The following is a 17,543-nucleotide window of genomic DNA, read 5'->3' on the forward strand; positions in this document are numbered from 1 at the left end:
ATTACCGTTCTTTTCCCTTACGCATTTACGTGCTCTTCGGCGCGATACGAACTGCGTACCAGCGGAGAACTTTCCACAAATTTAAATCCTTTTCGGATGCCGATGTTGCGGTATTCCTTGAATTTTTCAGGAGTAATGTATTCTTCAACCGGCATATGCTTGGTAGTAGGCGCCAGGTACTGCCCGATGGTCATCACTTTAGCGCCGGCTTCCAGCAGATCGTCCATGGTTTGAAGCACTTCTTCGTGTGTTTCACCCAGCCCGAGCATAATGCCCGATTTGGCTACCCTGAAATTTTCCGAAACATATTTAATCACATCCAGACTGCGGCGGTATTTCGAAGCAAATCGAATAAAGGGTGTCAATCGTTCGGTTGTTTCAAGGTTGTGCGAGATCACATCCGGACCGGCATCAATTACCTGCTGAATGAGTTCCGTTTTCCCACGGAAATCGGGGATAAGTACTTCTATTTTTGTTTCAGGATTTACGCGTTTTACTTCGCGAATGGTTTCTGCCCAGATTCCCGCTCCCTGATCGTCGAGGTCATCGCGGTCAACCGAAGTGATCACGCAGTGTTTTACGCCCATAATACGCACCGATTCGGCCAGCTTTTTAGGTTCTTCCAGGTCGGGAGCCAGCGGTCGGCCACTGGGCACAGCACAAAATTTACAGCGGCGGGTACAAATGTTTCCAAGAATCATAAAGGTTGCGGTGCCACGTCCCCAGCATTCGCCAATATTCGGGCAATTGCCACTGGTACAAATGGTATGCAATCCGTTTTCGGCTACCAGGTTTTTAACTTTCGAGTAGCTTTCGCCTTTTGGCATTTTCATTTTCATCCACCTCGGCAGTCGCTCCCTGCCTTTCAACTCATGTGCCATAATACTAACTGACTAAAAATTTTTGCAAAGGTAAAAGATAAATATCAATTAAAGATGATAAACTCCCATTTGCTAATTTAGTGCTAAGCTGAAAATTTATGAACATGAATTATTCAGGTTAAAAGAACACTACTTTGTACTTCTGTGTTATTTTTGTAATCAAGCTGAAATAGTATGCAAAGAATCAAATATATAATTCCCTTTCTGATATTCATTTTTGTATTGAATACCGGGAGCGCTCAGCAACGAAAGCAGTCGGAACTGCAGACGAAATCGAGCCTGGCCATTCGTTATTACAATGCCAAGGATTACGAGAAAGCCATGCCCTTGCTTCAGGAGGTGTATAAGCTGACGCGCAGCACCACGTATTTTCGTTATTACGTTACCTGTCTGACCGAGCTGCATCGTTATGCTGAAGCCGAAGAAGCGATTCAAAACGAAATTAAAAAGCAGAAAGCAGCGCGTCCCGAATTTTACATTAACTGGGGCTATGTACTTGAAGAGCAGGGCAGAGCCGATGAAGCAAAGGAGAAATACGAGGATGCCATACGTGAGATTCAACCCAACCGGGGGAGTTATTTAACGGTTGCTAATGCGTTTATGGGCTACCAAAAGTTTGATATGGCCAGAGATGCCTATCTGAAAGGGCGCGAACAACTGCCCGATCAGGAGTTTAATTATGAACTTGCACGTGCTTACCTTTATTTGCGCGACTACACCAATATGATGGAAGAATATTTGAACCTGCTGAAAGAAGATGAAAAGCATCTCTCGCGGGTTCAGAGCAGCTTGTCGTCGGCAATGAGGCTGGACATTGACGATGGCTTGCGCGACCAGTTTCGAGATCAGGTTTTACTGAGAATACAGTCCGATCCCGATGTTCTGGGTTATAATCGCTTGTTTATTTGGTTCTTGCTTCAGGAGAAGAAATTTGCAAGTGCTTTGCGGCAATCAATCGCTATCGACAGAAGAACAGGTGAAGAAGCCGGCCAAATTGCACAACTCGGCGACATGGCCTTGCGCAACAAACAATATGCTGAAGCCAAAAAGGCCTACAAATACTTAATGGATAAAGGAATTGAGAACAGTTATTTTGCCCAGGCTTTTGCCCGAAACCTTCATGCCTCGTATCTGGAGTTTGTGAATGAAACTCCTGATGATTCAACTGCAGGTGAGGAACTCGCCAAACAGTTTAATGAGGGGCTGGAATATTTGAAATACGGTCCGGCAACACTTAACCTGGTTCGCGAATATGCACATCTGTTAACTTTTTATCTTAATAATACCGACACGGCCTTGAAGGTTCTGGAAAGTGGCTTAAAGATTCCCGGACTGGAACCGGAACAAATTGGAGTGCTGAAAACCGAAATGGCCGACATTTATGTGTATGCCAACGATCCGTGGGAAGCCATGTTGATTTATTCGCAGGTGATTGATGAAAACAAGAAAAGCAGTTTGGGAGATGAGGTTAAACTGAAAAAGGCAAAACTGGGTTATTACATGGGCAATTTTAGCTGGGCCAAAGCGCAGTTGGATGTACTCAAAGCGAGTACCTCGAAACTGACCGCCAACGATGCCATGGAACTGTCGATGATGATAGGGAACAACCTCAATCTGGATACTACAGCCGTTCCACTAACCATGTTTGCAAAAGCTGATTTGCTCTTTTTTCAGAATAGAAATGATGAAGCCATGGTGATACTTGATGGCCTGGCCGAAACTTATCCCTATCATTCGCTGGTTGACGATATTCTTTTCCGCAAAGCAAAACTGGCCATGACGGTTCAGGATTATGCTTTGGCAGCAGAATATTATGAAGCCATTTTAACCGATTACAGTTACGATTTGCTTGGTGATGATGCCTTGTTTAATCTTGCAGAAATATATAATTACCACCTCGACCAGAAAGAAAAGGCCAGGGACTTGTACAAACAAATGCTGACGGCTTATCCGGGGAGTGTTTATATCGAGGAGTCGCGAAAATTGTACCGCGAACTGCGCGAAGTATACCCCGACGAACAACTTGATCAGAAAACGAAGGAAGAGCTCTTTATGGAGGGAGTGAAGCCGGATGAATTCGAGTAATAAGGCATACCTTTTTGCCGGGTTGTCAGTGTTGTTCTGGTCAACCGTGGCTACTTCCTTTAAACTGGCGCTACGCGACTACGACTTTATTCAACTAATTTTTTATGCCTCGGTAGTAACCGTTATCCTGTTGTTTTTTGTGTTGCTGGCACAACGAAAAACGCATCTGATTTTTAAACAGACCCGCCGGCAGTGGACACACTCTTTGTTAATGGGCGCCTTTAATCCCTTACTTTATTACCTCGTGCTTTTTAAGGCTTATTCACTGTTGCCGGCGCAGGTAGCACAACCACTGAATATGATTTGGCCAATAACTTTGGCGCTGCTTTCGGTGCCACTGCTTGGGCAGAAAATTAGCTGGATCAGTGTGGTGGCACTCATCATCAGTTTTGGCGGTGTGTTTTTTATTTCGTCACAAGGCGGACTCGATGGCTTCAAAAATACAAATCCGCTGGGTGTAGTTCTGGCCGTGGGAAGTTCTATTTTATGGTCGCTTTACTGGATTTTTAATGTACGCGACCGCCGCGATGAGGTGGTAAAATTATTTTTGAATTTCACCATCGGAATGATTTTCCTGGTTCCGGTAGTGGCACTGTTTTCTTCGTTCAGATTTACCTGGGGACCGGGATTTTGGGCGGTTATCTATTCCGGCATTTTTGAAGTAGGGATTACCTATGTACTCTGGTTAAAAGCCATGAACCTGACTACCAGCAACGCCAAAATCGGCAACCTGGTTTTCTTTGCACCTTTTCTTTCGCTGGTTTTTATTCATTTTATTCTCAAAGAAACCATATATGCCACCACTTTCATCGGGCTGATTTTCATTATCTCGGGAGTTTTGGTTCAGCAACTTGACAGACGAAGAAAGAGAGATTGATTGGGATTTATTGTGATTCATCGTAATTGTTTGTTTATCTCAATAATTCACAACTAGTCACAATAAATTACATTAAGTCGCCACAAATCACTATTTTCAAAAAATGGAAAAACCATTGCGTATTTTGGGTATTGATCCGGGAACCACGGTAACCGGTTACGGGCTGGTGGAAATACGGCAGAACAAGCCGGTGATCCTGCACATGGGGAACATTACACCTGGAAAATACTCCGATCATTACCAACGTTTGAAATACCTGCACGAGCGGGCGCTGCATCTGGTGGAGACGTACAAGCCTGATGTGATGGCCATTGAAGCTCCGTTTTACGGTAAAAACGTACAGTCGATGCTAAAACTGGGGCGAGGACAGGGAGTGTTGATGGCGGCCGCACTGATGCACGGTGTGCCGATCCAGGAATACGCACCCTTGCTGGTGAAACAATCGATTACCGGTATGGGACGTGCTTCGAAAGAGCAGGTGGCCTATTTTCTGCAAAAGGTATACAACCTAAAGGAAATGGATAAAGTGCTCGACGAAACCGATGCAGTGGCTGTAGCCATCTGTCATTTTATCCAGATGAATAAACCGCAAAAATCGAAAGAATATAAAAACTGGGCCGATTTTATTAAAAAGAATCCCGATAAAGTGAAATAAACCGCTTGTAATGAAGAAATCAGTAAAGACATTTTTGATCGTTCTGGCAGTTATTCTGGGCTTTGTTTTTCTTCCTCCCTTGTTTGAATGGATGAACGGGGGGAAATTTGAAGTTTCGACGGTGGAACTACGTTACGGAATCTTTCTCGGGATTACTACCCCATTTTTGATTTGGCTTTCATCAAAAATAAAAAGTTCCTGGCTTTTTGTTGTGCTGGCATTGGTAATCATTAGCATTGGCGGATTTTTGTTGAGCATTATTTTTCCGATTAAATAGTCTCACGACTCATTACTTAATACTAAAGTCTTAATCATGAAACGACGTTCCTTTTTCAAAACCGGTGCACTGGGAGGTTCGGTGCTTGCGATCTCAGGGATTGCTGCCTGCACGGCAGAAAACACCGCAACTCAAACAGACATCGATCTTACCGATTTCGACTTGAATGAAGTTACTGTTAGTGCGCTTCAGCAAAAAATGGAAGCCGGCGAACTGTCTTCTGAAACGATCTGTAAAAAGTACCTGGAACGAATTGAAAAAGTCGACCCATTTCTTAGATCAGTGATTGAGCTGAATCCCGATGCGTTGGAAATTGCCAGGCAAATGGATGAGGAACGAAAAAACAATAAGGTTCGTGGTCTGCTGCACGGCATCCCGATAATGATAAAGGATAACATCGATACCGGCGATAAAATGATGACCACTGCCGGGTCGCTTGCATTGTCAGGTAATGTGGTTGATAAAGATGCTTTTATTGTAACTAAATTGCGTGAAGCCGGTGCTGTTTTGCTCGGAAAAACCAACCTAAGTGAATGGGCCAATTTCCGATCGAACAATTCGTCGAGTGGCTGGAGCGGACGGGGCGGCCAGGTGCGCAATCCTTTTTGTCTTGATAGGAGTCCCTGCGGCTCGAGCTCGGGAACAGGCGCAGCTGTTTCGGCCAACTTGTGTACTATAGGAATCGGCACCGAAACGAATGGTTCTATTGTTTGTCCGTCGGGAATAAACGGACTGGTTGGCATTAAACCTACGCTTGGTTTATGGAGCCGGCAGGGAATTATCCCGATTGCCCACAGCCAGGACACGGCCGGTCCGATGTGCCGGAATGTTTCGGATGCGGCAATTTTGCTGGGAGCCTTGGCTGCATCAGATCCAAACGATGCTGAAACACATATTGAAAAAGCAGAATTTCCAACAGATTATACACCGTTTCTAAAGGCCGATGGTTTACAGGGGAAGCGAATCGGGATTGCATCACAAATGATTCCGGACAACGCAAAAGTAAAAGCGCTGTTCGCCCGGGCGATTGCCGATTTAAAAGCTCAGGGTGCGGAAGTGATAGAGGATGTGAAATTCGAAAATAACCGCAAGTGGGGAGGGCCGTCGTACCAGGTTTTGTTGTACGAATTCAAAGCCGATCTGAACAAGTACCTGTCAGAACATCCTACAGCACCTTCACGAACCATGGCCGAGATCATCGAATTCAATAAAAATAATGCCGACAAGGAAATGCCCTGGTTCGGGCAGGAGATCTTCGAACTGGCACAAGAAAAAGGTGATCTGAATTCGGAAGAATACCTGGAAGCATTGAAAAATTCGAAATTATACGCCGGAAAAGAAGGCATCGACAAAGTGATGGAAGAGCACAACCTGGATGCCATAATTGCACAAACCAATGGTCCAGCCTGGACGATAGATTGGGTGAATGGCGACCATTTCAGTGGTGGAAGTTCGTCGCCGGCAGCCATTTCGGGTTATCCAAATATTACTGTTCCCATGGGATTTGTGGAGGGATTGCCCATCGGAATTTCATTTTTTGGCAAAGCCTGGAGCGAACCAAAACTGATTGAGATTGCTTTTGCCTACGAACAGGCTACAAAGCACCGCAAAGCACCGGGCTTTATAAAATCGTTGATGGAGTAATCTGCCAGAATTATTGGATCGGTAAGGCATCGAAATCGATTGCCGGGTGATCTTTTTTCGACTGTTCTCTTTCGAAGATGGTACCTTTCTCCACATTTTCGTTAAAGAAACCACAGTTTTTCAGGAAAAACGATTGCTTGTTTTTTGTAAGGCCGCCACTGTAGTCAGCTCGTCGTTTTGCATTGGCTGTGGCGTCGTAGGTAAATTTTGCCTCGGCCAGTTCCATCCATTCCCCTTTTTCAGTAACAATCCACTGGTTGGCAAATTCAACTTCCCGGGTCAGGTGTCCCTGCGAGGGAATAAAATTTTCGAGAAATGAATGTGGGCGGGTATACCAGGTAACCTTTTGTGGTCGCGAGAATGAAGCAATTAATCGCCAGTCGTTTTGATTCGGATCGAAAAACCACGAGGTATAAACGGTTGCTCCTTCGCGGTTCTGATCAGGATGAATACGAGTCAGGAATCTATAAGTTTGTCCGGCTTTCCAGGGATAACGTAAAAAGCTTTGACCACCTGAACCTTCTCCGCCAAATTCTTTGGTTACCACATCTTTTCCTTTTCCGAGTAAATGCACTTCAGCGTCTTCCGGAATTTCTTCAGGATTATCGGTTTTGTAAGGGCTCCATACCGAGAAAAGGATGCGTCGTTCGTCGGGCGAGTTCACCTGGATGCCACAATAGCCTTCTCCAAATCCATTCACCATGTAATACGAACCAATTACATCTTCACCTTTTGGCACTGTTACTTCGTTGTAAAAATATTCTACGTTGCCTGCCGTTTCCGGTATCTGGTAAGAAAGATGAACCGAAGGGCCACGTCTTCCGAAATAAAAATTATCGGGTTCGCGAACAAAAATAAGCGGTTCGTCTGCGGCTGCTCCATCGATGATAATATCCGAAATTTCGGCAAAAACAGAACCTGTACTCGATTTACCTTGAAAGTCAACCTGCACATGTTGATTTTCTTTCACTTTGACGCTACCAACTTTAATTATTTCCCACGTAGATTTAGTGATATTTACCGGGAATTTTTTCCCGTCAATCGTGACTAAAATTTCAGAAGTGCCTTCCGGTACTTTCGCTTTAATCGCCAGGTTTAACTCCCCGCCTTGGCTTACTTTAAACCAGCTGCTGATTACCGCATCTTTGTTGTCCCAGTTACGAAGGCCTGATTTTGAAATTTCAACATTTCCAGCTTTTTGGGTGACATAGGCATTTCCGCCAAGAGGAATGTTAACGGCCGGCTGATTTGCAAATCCGTTAATAAATGCGAACACAAGAAGAAGTGTGAATATTTGAAATTTCATCTGTAACTATTTTATTGCTGTGGGGCAAACATACCATTTAAACATTAAACGAAAAGACACTTTTGTCAGGTTTCAAAACGCTTTGTTTTTAATGCGGTCAGATTCAGGGAATAAGATGCGGCAAAAAAAGAAACTGTATCTTTGTCGAAAATTTGAAAGGGAAATGGAACGCTTATTCGGAAAAACATTAGCGGAATTGCAGGAAATTGTGATCGAACTTGGTTTGCCTAAGTTTACGGCCAAACAAATTACCGATTGGTTATACAAGAAACAGATTTCGTCGATCGACGAGATGACCAACCTTTCGCTTAAAACGCGTGAATTGTTGAGCGAGCGTTTCGAATACGGATTGACCGCTTATACAAAAGTGCAGGCCAGTGTCGACGGCACAAAGAAATACCTTTTCCCAACCATTCAGAATAAATTTATTGAAACGGCCATGATTCCTGAACGCGACCGTAAAACCGTTTGCGTGAGCTCACAGGTAGGTTGTAAAATGGGCTGCCTGTTTTGCTTTACTGCCAAGCAGGGATTTCAGGGGCAGCTTTCGGCCGGAGAAATTGTCAACCAGATTCGCAGCATCGACGAGTTGAACGAGGTAAGCAACATTGTTTACATGGGCATGGGAGAACCCTTCGATAACCTGGAAGAAGTGCTGAAGAGCCTCGAAATTCTGACTTCGGAATGGGGTTACGCCATGAGTCCGCGACGGATAACGGTTTCTACCATTGGTATTATTCCCGGCATGCTTACATTCCTCGAAAGGAGTGAAGCACACCTGGCAGTTAGTCTTCATACTCCTTTTCATGAAGAGCGCCAGAAACTGATGCCCGTGCAGGTAGCCTATCCGGTGGAACAGGTGGTGGAAGAAATAAAAAGTTGGGATTTTGGCCGGCAGCGACGTGTTTCGTTCGAATATATTGTTTTTGAAAATCTGAACGATTCGCAGGAGCATGTAAACGAACTGGCGCGATTGCTAAGCGGCTTAAAATGCCGTATCAACCTGATCCGTTTTCACCCGGTTCCGGGAACACCATTAAAAAGTCCCGACGATGCAACCATTCAGAAATTTAAGGATGCATTGAATAAAAAAGGAATTCTAACTACTGTTCGTGCCTCGCGCGGACAGGATATTTATGCCGCCTGTGGTTTGCTTTCTACAAAAGAGCTGGTGAAAAATTAATAATACTTGTATTCTCTGAGTGAGACCATCATAGGTTCCTGATCTTTGTAGGCCACGCATTTAATCCAGTTTCCGGCTGTATCGTATTCATATTTGTAAACGGTAGTACTCTGTGTTTCGTTATTCGTGCCAAAAATTTCCTGTTTATCCATAAAACCTTCAGGGTTGTGAGTAAAATTCATTCCTCCTCTAATGGTATCGGCTCGCGAAACAGTGTAACCGGTTAACTGCCCGGTTCCATCGTATTTGAAATTGTAAGTATAGGTTGGTTCACCTTTAAAGTTCCTGATTCGAAAATTATCAAATAATTTGTCTGCTTTGAGTGTGATCAATATGGATGAACGCAATGTATCCGTTTCAGGATCAAAAGTCTCGATTTTGAAAATTCCGTCATCCGTTTTAGTGATTGTTTCTTTGTGTACTACTTTATCCTTTACTATTCTTTGGGCTGAGGTGTAATAATTTTCATCGCTGTTTATTTTCCAGCTATAAAGAATTTCTCCGTTGTCGCCCAGTGTAAACGATTCTTCTGCAAATCCTAATGGGTTATACTTAACTTTAAAATCATTTGTCCAACTAATGCTGTCGCGGGCTGCTACGGTAAGTGGTTCTCCGGCTTCAATCTGGCCCTCTTTTACGACAGGCCAGAAACTGGTTTCAGTGATTTCCATTACATTCCCGTGTAGAACTTCGGGGAAGGTAAAGTACGGAGTATAGTTCCCGACAATGGTTTTTTCTTTGGCTTTTTCATTCGAGCAGGCCAAACTGAATAACAAAACACAAATAATACAAATTAGCTTTTTCATAATTTTGGTTTTTTTAGTTTTAGAAGTGCACTTGTTGATGTATTCCTATTTGCAGAGATACAAGTGCTGCTACTTTTAATGCTTTACTTATTCGTTTTTTATGCTAAAAAGTTACAGTATGCCTCTATGAATGTATTATTCAGTTTATTAGTGTATTGAAGTGAGTCAGGAAGAACATGAGATTGTATTGAAAAATTCAGTTTAAACCAACATCATCTTTTCAATATAAATATCCTGAAACGCCGGGTCGCTTTCAAGACTGATATGGGTAGTAAGATCAAGAATTCTTTGGATTTCTGCTTCCTCTTCGAATAGAAACATTTTAGCGCCGATCAGTGCTGTATTTCCCAGTTTGTGAATTTTTTCTTCAGGTGCTTCGATCAGTCCGGTTCTGATCACATTTTTCAGATTCAGGAAATTCCCAAAACCGCCGGCGATGTATATTTTTTCAACATCATCCATCGAAATTTGCAGCCGGTTTAGCAACAACTGAACACCTGTTGCAACGGCCGCCTTGGCCAGCTGGAATTCGCGGATATCCTGTTGGATGAGATTTACATTATTTGTAATTTTTACTTCCTGATAGCCACTTTCTATCTCTCCAAACATCCCGATCTTTTGTTGCTCCAGAAGAATTGCCATAATGTCAATCAGCGCACTGCCGCAGATCCCCCGCGATTCTACATTGCCGATAACGTGGCAGCTTAAATCTTCGCCCGCGAATTCAATAGAAGAAATGGCACCCGTGGTTGCCCGCATGCCCTGGCTGATTTTTGCACCTTCGAAAGCCGGCCCGGCAGCGGTTGAGGCACAAATGATTTTCTCGCGATTCCCGACAACGATTTCACCGTTGGTTCCCAAATCGATGAGAATGGAGTAAGCCTCTTGTTCAGCCATTTTTGTAGCGGCAATTCCGGCAAGAATATCGCTTCCAACAAAACTGCCGATTGAAGCATTGAACTTGATTGTAACATCCGGCTGAATTTCCCAGCCAAGTTCGGAAGCAGTAAAAATTTTAGTACCCAGGTTGGGCGATTCAAAAGGATACATGGAAAGTGGCTGTACGTCGAGGCTGCAAAACAGGTGTTGCATTACGGTATTACCAACCAGTACAACTTTTACCAGATGGATGGGGTGTTTCGCAAGCATTCTTTGAATCATCTCACCGATTTTTTCCCTGATCAGTTTTTGCAAGTCAACCTGTTTCCCGTTGAGGCAACTTTCGATGCGTGAAATCAGATCAGCCCCAAATTTAGCTTGCGGATTTACATCAGAAACCGAATCGATGATGCTGCCGTTTTGAAGATCGACAAGCTGGGCGACAATTGTGGTTGTACCCAGGTCAACCGCAATTCCTGCACCTTCCTGTGGTTTAAAATTAAACTCGGAATTATCAGCCAGAATGATGTGTTCAAACTGCGAAACCTCGAGTGTAATATCCGAAGTTGCTTTGCAATAACAGGCCAGTCTGTAATTTTTGGGGTACCTGAGTTTTCTCAGTTTTTCAGCTTCCTGAGTACCGGTCTCCATATTGCCACCGAGAAGCTTTACTTTGCAGGTGCCGCAACTTCCTTTTCCGCCACAGGGAAATTCCACACCGTATTCATGCAATACATCGATAAGAGGTGTACCTTTTTGCACTTTAACGGTTTCGCCAAGTGGTTGAAAAGTAATATGAACAGGATCACTCATTGTTTAATTATGAAATACGGGCTGAATTTTACGGTGTCGCTAATTTATAAAAGTTACGGTATGAAACGGACATGTTAATTAAGATTTCCTCACCGGAGGCTAATAATCTGCCAGCTGACTAATGTGCAAATTCCGGCTATTCCCGTAACGATAAGTAATTTTAGCAGGGGGATAGTCGTGTTATTCTTTTTCCCCGAGGTGTTGTAAAAAGATTATATGTCGAGTTGAAACCAGTTGGAATTACCTTTCAGATAAGTAAAATGAATACTTGCCGTAAGCCACGGAACAGTCGGAGTCCAGAATTTGAATCCTGTGCCAAATGATATTCGTGGCTTCCGTTTATAGATTTCGAAATAATGGTCATCAGCCATTCCCCAATTGGTGTATATAAAATGTTCCAAAGCAAACCAGTTGAAATATAGGTAGGTAAAACTGCCTCTCAACCAGGCGTTGTAATGCCCCTGTCCCGACTCCTGTCCGTTTACAATACCTTTTATTTCGTTCGAGTTCACATAGTGTAGAAGCGACGGGATGGTTGATGTACTGTATCCCGTTGAAAAGCCGGCCGACAATTCAACAACTTTGTTAAGCGTTTTAAAATATGAGGCCCCAAATCCAAAGGAATGATAAATAGGACTATTCGCATCAAGCCCGATACCAATTCCGTAAGTACCCGAAACCGAGTATCCATCTAATTGGTGCCTGATTCGGTTAATCAAACCAATGGATTCTCCAATTGAAAGTGCAAGGTAATTTATGGTGTAATCATCAACAAAGGGGACTTCGGTTTTTAAAAGCGAAGTATCGGTTTTGTGTTGAAAAAGGTTCCAGCCAAAATTAGGCGAAAAGGTGTACTTATAGTCGGTATGCCACGGATTTCCTATGTTTCCTGAAATTTGTCTGGAGTGATAGGCTACAGCCGATGCTTTTTGATCGTTTTGGTACCTAAAGCTGTTTCCCGAACCATTTGAGATATGAAAAGATAAGGTCATATTTTTATACAGTAACTGGCGGGGGATATTTATTTGTGCGCTGTAATTACTGCTGTACGTGCCAACATTTCCAATGATAGCAAGGTTAATGTTTCGGCCTAAAAAGTTTTTATCCGAAAATCCCAACGACAGATTTTTTTCATCGCTGTTGCCGTTTAGCGTAACGTAGGGAACCAGATTAAAGGCATCTTTTGCAGTGAGGTGGAACAAGTAACTGCCGGGTGAAATTGAGTCGATGGAGTAATCGACATCGGTAAAATTTCCAATGTTCCATACCTGGCTTATCGACCTGTCGAGACATTCATTGTCGATTATCTCTCCCGGATTGAACTGAAGCTCACGTAGAATGATATGATCCCGTGTTCGCCAGTTCTTAGTGATCTTTATCGAATCGATTTTCCATTCATTGGTTTCCTGTGCCAAAATGTTTACTGCAACCAACAAAAGCAGAATATGTAGAAACAGTTTTCTCATTTGAAATTGCTTTAAAAATAGCGGACAGTGTGGCAACCGAATAGTGTTTTATCGGGAATGGGATAAAGTGATGCTATAAGGGATGAATTTTATTTGAGGTGGGATAAAAAGGCGATATTTGTGGTTAACCGGAATTGACCTTTGTATACTTTTACCAGTGAATTGCATTTGGTCTGAGATGCTGATGACATTTGAAGCTATCGTCTCAAAAGTTTGTTCAGGCTTTGCCGCGAATTATGGAAAAATGAAACATATCAGATTTGATGTATAGATTTCTTTTGTTTAAGCAACCTTTTTTTCTGAAACCGCATCCATTGGTTAAAAGCTGAATCATGAAAATTACACAACTAATATTTCTGCTTGCTCTCGTGCTTCTTTCTTCCTGCCGCGACAAGGATAACAATCTTGATGATAGCATCCTTGGAAAATGGGAAATAAAGGAATTTATGTCGCTTGAATCGGTTTTATATGCTAAAGATGCCGATTATAGCCCAATTATTGAATTCAATGACGATGGAACCTACAGTTTGCAACTCGACAGGAATGGCTGTGTGGGCAGTTTTGAATTTGGTGAAGGCGATGCCATCAGTATTTCTGCGGCCGGATGTACAAAAATTTGTTGCGACAGTGATTTTTCAGAAAAAGCAACAACAATGTTGTCTCAGGTAGAAAGTTTTGTGTTACAAAAGAATGAGCTGGAATTACATGTTCCGGGCTGGGGCTGGCTGGTTCTGAATAAAGTTTCAAACTAGTTTTTAGAGATCAAATTTTGATTTGGAGCGCTTTTGTAACGATTAAGAGTCTGATTTATTCTGTTTTCAAATTGTACTTTTTATGATAGTCGGTATCCTGCGAAAAGTCCATCACGTGTTTTACCACGCCATAATAATCGTCGATACCTTTTTCAACTTTATTCGATTTCAGGTACACATCGTTTACTTTTGAGGCCACCTTTTCGTAGCTCTCCTTCTGAAGTTCAAGCCAGTGCTCCCGAATCCTGTCAAAATCTTCCTGAACTTTTGGGTCGAGCATTTTTACCAGTTGCGGATATTCTTTCAATCCTCTGGCTGTGCTGAAAAAATACCTCAAAATAAACAGATTGCCCGAATATTGTAATTCAGGAGAATCGCTTTGCGAACAGACCAGCCAGGCATAAAAATTGGCTTCCGACTCGCCGGTGATCCCAAACTGGTGTGCTTTTTCGTGGGTCAGAACCGCGGGATATTCAACCGGCAGGATTTCTTTGTTTACATGTACTTCATTGAAGAATGGTCCGTAATAGCCACTAATTCCCGATTGTGCAAACAAACGGCTAAAGGTTATCGATTTGTCTTTCCGCTTACCTGCCGGGTACTTGATTTTTAGTGCCGGTGCCAGTTTTTTATAAGAAGCTTCTATCAGACTGTCGGTGGATGTTTTGTCAATCTCTGAAAGATCGCAGTACCCGGAATTGGTTTTGTAGATCAAATACTTAATCACGTGAACCAGTTCCTGTTTATCGGGCTGTCTTTCTTCAATACCCAGACGCGTATTTAAATCAGCACGGTAATAATTAAATCCCCAGAACAGGTAAAAGGCAATGTAACTTGTGCCCAGAATATTCAGGATCAGTTTTCCGGTATTACGAAAGGTGATTTTCCGAAGTAGCAGCAGTACAATCAGGGTGGGGACCAGTGCTATGAGGGCCATGTAGAATAGGTCGTCGAGTGAGAATGGAAAAATTGAGCTGATGGCTGACAGTACGCTGGCCAATATCGGGTAAAACGCTTCAGCATACCAACGTTCAATCCATTCCGGATTTCGACCGGCAAGCAAGGTGCCTAAAAAGCAGAACACTGCCAGAATTGGTACTATCAACCACTTGTATTTCAATCTTCGTATTTCCATATTTTCCTATTAACAGCGAATAAAGAAAATAATTTCCCGGGCGATGGAGAAATATATCCCAGTTATTCCTGCAAAAAGTTCGGAACAGTTACTAAATGCATAGCTTTTATCTTTCAGCAGTTTCGACTTTAGAACGCGAAACGGGACTAAGCGTGCTGCATTCGTTTTTTCGGCAGGCGGGCGAATAAATAAATAGTAACTTATAGAAATAAAACAATCTTATGTTTGATCAATTTGTTATAATTGTACTCCGTAATATTTACAAAAAGAAAAATGATCAAAGCTGTTTTAATCTTGTTGATAATGGGAGTAGTATTTACACAATGTACATCTGAAACCCCGGAAGAAAAGTTAAATCGAATTCACGAAGGAGCCATAACGGTAGATACCCACTGTGATACGCCGATGGCCTTGCTTAATGGAGATTTTGATGTTGCAGAGCGAAATGAGTCGCCGGGGAGTAGGGTAGATTTTCCGCGTATGAAGGACGGCGGACTGGATGCCATATTTTTTGCGGCATTTACCGGTCAAAAAGAACGCACTCCCGAGAACACCCAGGCAGCCTACGAAATGGCCAATAAGATGATTGAAAAGACTTACGAAGTTTGTGAGCAGAACAGCGATGTGGCTGAAGTTGCTACCGAACCGGGCGATGTTATTCGTTTGGAGAAAGAAGGCAAACGAGCCATTTTTATCGGAATGGAAAACGGATTCCCATTAGGATCGGAACTCGGCAGGGTGGAGGAGTTCTACAACAAGGGCGTGCGTTATGTTACCCTTTGTCATTCGTCGAACAACGATATTTGTGATTCATCAACCGACAAGAAAGGCCCGGAACATGATGGTCTAAGCGACTTTGGAAAACAGGTGGTTAAAGAAATGAATCGTTTGGGAATGATGATCGACGTGTCGCACATTTCAGACAAATCGTTTTACGATGTTATTGAGCTGAGCAAAGCACCGGTAATCGCATCGCATTCAAGTGTTCGAGCCATTGCACATCACAACCGGAATATGACAGACCATATGATAAAGACTTTGGCTGAACACAATGGCGTTATCCAAATCTGTTTGCTCGATGATTACATCAAAGATCCTGATACTACTACTGTTCGTTATCAAAAACAAAAGGAGCTTCGCGAGAAGTTTACCCAACGCGATAATTTGAGTGATGATGAGATTGCAGCCTTGCGCAAAGAGTGGAGAAGCCTCGATGAAAAATACCCGAAAGCCTTACCAACAGTTGCTGATTGTGTTGATCATATCGATCATGTTGTTGATTTGGTTGGTGTTGATTATGTTGGTATCGGCTCCGACTTTGACGGCGGCGGCGGACTGGAAGATTGTGCCGACGTTAGTCAGTTCCCGAATATCACGGCCGAAATGTTGAAACGCGGTTATACCGAAGAAGAAATTAACAAAGTTTGGGGCGGTAATTTCCTTCGGGTGTTTAATGCTGTAAGCGAACTGGCAGAATAGCCTCTGCTGTAAGCGGATTTTATTTACTTCCCCCCTTGATTTATTCAATTGGATAATTGGTCTGAATCCCAGTGTTTTATGTTCAGTACAAGAAATTGTTAAGGATTGTTAAACGGAATATTGCGCTTCATTTGGTTATCAACAGATCCCATATTGGGACAGTTAACATCGAATCATTTTAAAATCCTTTATTTACAGGCTTTTTGTGAATATCTTTTTCCTGTTCCAATGATTGCTTTTGTTGATAATTCTTCGTAGTTTGGTCATTGTTGTAACGAGAAAAAATAGGTATCGTCATCAAAAAGATTACTGTATTAGGAGTATTAGTCTTACTAATAGCAGTTAACTGTAGGGCGCAACAAGAACCCATTTTAACCTCATACATGTATAATAGCCAGGTGATAAATCCGGCTTATGCAGGTATTTGGGAGAAAATAGGTTTCACCGCATTAGTGAGAAAACAATGGGCAGGAATTAACCGTTCCCCGCTCACGGAATCGTTTTCATTTCACACGCCCCTCAAGAACGAAGCTGCTGGTATGGGCCTGAATGTCATGAACGACAAATTCGGGCTTGAAAATCGTTTGAGTGTACTCGGCGATTATGCCTACGAAGTTTACGTTTCACGCAGAACACGCCTCCGAATGGGCGTTAAATTCGGATTTGTAAACTACAAAAATCCGCTTACCGAATACAAATTATATCCTGATAATAAATACGATCACGCCTTTGATGAAGATGTAGATTTGAAGTTCCTGCCCAATTTTGGTGTGGGATTTTTTCTTTATCACGAGTATTTCTATGCCGGCTTCTCAGTCCCTAAAATTGTGGAAAACGACCTGAAAGAGAATTTCCATAACTATTCAACCAGCGCCGAAGTAAGGACTGTTTATTTGAATGGTGGCGTAGTTTTGCCTGTCGATCCCCTGAATTACCTGGTGTTTAAGCCTACCGTTCTCGTTCGTGCAACATGGGGGACCCCGCTACAGGCCGATTTATCAGCAAACTTGATGATACGCGAAAAACTTTGGTTGGGAGTGATGTATCGCACCGGTTCAGCAATTTGTTTTACGGGTAACTGGATGTTCAGCAACAACATTCGGGTAGGTTTCGCTATGGACGTGACCTATAACGAAATATATCCTTACCAGAATGGAACTTTTGAATTTACGATCGGTTACGATGTCGACTTTTTTGGACGAAGTTATTTGAGATCAAGATATTTCTAATACAACAGATTATGAAAAAGAATTACAAACCCATTGGAGTATTAACAATTAAAATAAAGAGTATTGAGTGATTTTA

15 protein-coding genes are annotated in these 17,543 nt (G+C 42.7%); 9 read left to right on the top strand and 6 right to left on the bottom strand.

Going from position 1 to position 17,543, the window contains the following annotated elements; genetic code table 11:
• Positions 1-17 precede the first annotated feature (17 nt).
• Positions 18-881, bottom strand: coding sequence for a lipoyl synthase (gene lipA, locus HFD85_RS01450; RefSeq protein WP_167604826.1), 864 nt, complete (start codon positions 879-881; stop codon positions 18-20).
• A 174-nt stretch (positions 882-1,055) separates the two neighbouring features.
• Here lipA and HFD85_RS01455 point away from each other — a divergent pair, with 174 nt between their 5' ends.
• The 5 genes from HFD85_RS01455 (at position 1,056) to HFD85_RS01475 (ending at position 6,419) form a co-directional block, all read left to right on the top strand.
• Positions 1,056-2,966, top strand: coding sequence for a tetratricopeptide repeat protein (locus HFD85_RS01455; RefSeq protein ID WP_167604827.1), 1,911 nt, complete (start codon positions 1,056-1,058; stop codon positions 2,964-2,966).
• Entirely contained in the window at positions 2,953-3,843 is an 891-nt protein-coding gene (locus HFD85_RS01460; protein WP_167604828.1) for a DMT family transporter, read from the top strand. Before HFD85_RS01455 ends, HFD85_RS01460 begins: the two co-directional genes overlap by 14 nt.
• Positions 3,844-3,946: 103 nt before the next feature.
• Positions 3,947-4,498, top strand: coding sequence for a crossover junction endodeoxyribonuclease RuvC (gene ruvC / locus HFD85_RS01465; RefSeq protein WP_167604829.1), 552 nt, complete (start codon positions 3,947-3,949; stop codon positions 4,496-4,498).
• 10 nt (positions 4,499-4,508) lie between these two features.
• The gene (locus HFD85_RS01470) at positions 4,509-4,775 is read left to right on the top strand and encodes a hypothetical protein (RefSeq protein WP_167604830.1); all 267 of its coding nucleotides are present in this window, start codon (positions 4,509-4,511) and stop codon (positions 4,773-4,775) included.
• A 36-nt stretch (positions 4,776-4,811) separates the two neighbouring features.
• Positions 4,812-6,419, top strand: coding sequence for an amidase (locus HFD85_RS01475; protein WP_167604831.1), 1,608 nt, complete (start codon positions 4,812-4,814; stop codon positions 6,417-6,419).
• A gap of 10 nt (positions 6,420-6,429) precedes the next feature.
• Here HFD85_RS01475 and HFD85_RS01480 read toward each other — a convergent pair whose 3' ends face one another.
• The gene (locus HFD85_RS01480) at positions 6,430-7,725 is read right to left on the bottom strand and encodes a DUF3472 domain-containing protein (protein WP_206081829.1); all 1,296 of its coding nucleotides are present in this window, start codon (positions 7,723-7,725) and stop codon (positions 6,430-6,432) included.
• A gap of 163 nt (positions 7,726-7,888) precedes the next feature.
• On the opposite strand from HFD85_RS01480, the gene rlmN reads away from it, so the two are divergent.
• Positions 7,889-8,908, top strand: a complete 1,020-nt coding sequence (gene rlmN, locus HFD85_RS01485; RefSeq protein ID WP_167604832.1) for a dual-specificity RNA methyltransferase RlmN — start codon at positions 7,889-7,891, stop codon at positions 8,906-8,908.
• Here rlmN and HFD85_RS01490 read toward each other — a convergent pair.
• The 3 genes from HFD85_RS01490 to HFD85_RS01500 all read right to left on the bottom strand — a co-directional run bounded on the left by HFD85_RS01490 (position 8,905) and on the right by HFD85_RS01500 (position 12,872).
• Complete coding sequence (locus tag HFD85_RS01490) at positions 8,905-9,714, bottom strand: hypothetical protein (protein WP_167604833.1); 810 nt, start codon at positions 9,712-9,714, stop codon at positions 8,905-8,907. The two genes, rlmN and HFD85_RS01490, sit on opposite strands and share 4 nt — an antisense overlap.
• Before the next feature lie 201 nt (positions 9,715-9,915).
• Entirely contained in the window at positions 9,916-11,406 is a 1,491-nt protein-coding gene (locus HFD85_RS01495) for an ASKHA domain-containing protein (protein WP_167604834.1), read from the bottom strand.
• A 212-nt stretch (positions 11,407-11,618) separates the two neighbouring features.
• Complete coding sequence (locus HFD85_RS01500) at positions 11,619-12,872, bottom strand: POTRA domain-containing protein (RefSeq protein ID WP_167604835.1); 1,254 nt, start codon at positions 12,870-12,872, stop codon at positions 11,619-11,621.
• Between the two features lie 332 nt (positions 12,873-13,204).
• Between HFD85_RS01500 and HFD85_RS01505 the strand changes: the two genes are divergently transcribed.
• A complete protein-coding gene (locus HFD85_RS01505) occupies positions 13,205-13,624 on the top strand; it encodes an META domain-containing protein (protein ID WP_167604836.1) in 420 nt (139 codons plus the stop codon).
• A gap of 55 nt (positions 13,625-13,679) precedes the next feature.
• Here HFD85_RS01505 and HFD85_RS01510 read toward each other — a convergent pair whose 3' ends face one another.
• Positions 13,680-14,759 carry a DUF3810 domain-containing protein gene (locus tag HFD85_RS01510; protein ID WP_167604837.1) on the bottom strand — a complete coding sequence of 360 codons (1,080 nt, stop codon included), beginning with the start codon at positions 14,757-14,759 and terminating at the stop codon, positions 13,680-13,682.
• Positions 14,760-15,062: 303 nt separating this feature from the next.
• Between HFD85_RS01510 and HFD85_RS01515 the strand changes: the two genes are divergently transcribed.
• Together HFD85_RS01515 and HFD85_RS01520 are read left to right on the top strand one after the other, a co-directional pair.
• Complete coding sequence (locus HFD85_RS01515; RefSeq protein ID WP_206081830.1) at positions 15,063-16,238, top strand: dipeptidase; 1,176 nt, start codon at positions 15,063-15,065, stop codon at positions 16,236-16,238.
• 305 nt (positions 16,239-16,543) lie between these two features.
• Entirely contained in the window at positions 16,544-17,467 is a 924-nt protein-coding gene (locus tag HFD85_RS01520) for a PorP/SprF family type IX secretion system membrane protein (RefSeq protein ID WP_277345448.1), read from the top strand.
• The last annotated feature ends 76 nt before the right edge of the window (positions 17,468-17,543 follow it).

The sequence above is a fragment of the Maribellus sediminis genome (genome assembly GCF_011799805.1).
Lineage (GTDB): Bacteria > Bacteroidota > Bacteroidia > Bacteroidales > Prolixibacteraceae > Draconibacterium > Draconibacterium sediminis_A.

What these genes read in the sequence shown, in the direction of transcription:
- lipA (WP_167604826.1), bottom strand. Translation starts at nt 881, where the DNA reads ATGGCACATGAGTTGAAAGGCAGGGAGCGACTGCCGAGGTGGATGAAA.
- HFD85_RS01455 (WP_167604827.1), top strand. Translation starts at nt 1,056, where the DNA reads ATGCAAAGAATCAAATATATAATTCCCTTTCTGATATTCATTTTTGTA.
- HFD85_RS01460 (WP_167604828.1), top strand. Translation starts at nt 2,953, where the DNA reads ATGAATTCGAGTAATAAGGCATACCTTTTTGCCGGGTTGTCAGTGTTG.
- ruvC (WP_167604829.1), top strand. Translation starts at nt 3,947, where the DNA reads ATGGAAAAACCATTGCGTATTTTGGGTATTGATCCGGGAACCACGGTA.
- HFD85_RS01470 (WP_167604830.1), top strand. Translation starts at nt 4,509, where the DNA reads ATGAAGAAATCAGTAAAGACATTTTTGATCGTTCTGGCAGTTATTCTG.
- HFD85_RS01475 (WP_167604831.1), top strand. Translation starts at nt 4,812, where the DNA reads ATGAAACGACGTTCCTTTTTCAAAACCGGTGCACTGGGAGGTTCGGTG.
- HFD85_RS01480 (WP_206081829.1), bottom strand. Translation starts at nt 7,725, where the DNA reads ATGAAATTTCAAATATTCACACTTCTTCTTGTGTTCGCATTTATTAAC.
- rlmN (WP_167604832.1), top strand. Translation starts at nt 7,889, where the DNA reads ATGGAACGCTTATTCGGAAAAACATTAGCGGAATTGCAGGAAATTGTG.
- HFD85_RS01490 (WP_167604833.1), bottom strand. Translation starts at nt 9,714, where the DNA reads ATGAAAAAGCTAATTTGTATTATTTGTGTTTTGTTATTCAGTTTGGCC.
- HFD85_RS01495 (WP_167604834.1), bottom strand. Translation starts at nt 11,406, where the DNA reads ATGAGTGATCCTGTTCATATTACTTTTCAACCACTTGGCGAAACCGTT.
- HFD85_RS01500 (WP_167604835.1), bottom strand. Translation starts at nt 12,872, where the DNA reads ATGAGAAAACTGTTTCTACATATTCTGCTTTTGTTGGTTGCAGTAAAC.
- HFD85_RS01505 (WP_167604836.1), top strand. Translation starts at nt 13,205, where the DNA reads ATGAAAATTACACAACTAATATTTCTGCTTGCTCTCGTGCTTCTTTCT.
- HFD85_RS01510 (WP_167604837.1), bottom strand. Translation starts at nt 14,759, where the DNA reads ATGGAAATACGAAGATTGAAATACAAGTGGTTGATAGTACCAATTCTG.
- HFD85_RS01515 (WP_206081830.1), top strand. Translation starts at nt 15,063, where the DNA reads ATGGGAGTAGTATTTACACAATGTACATCTGAAACCCCGGAAGAAAAG.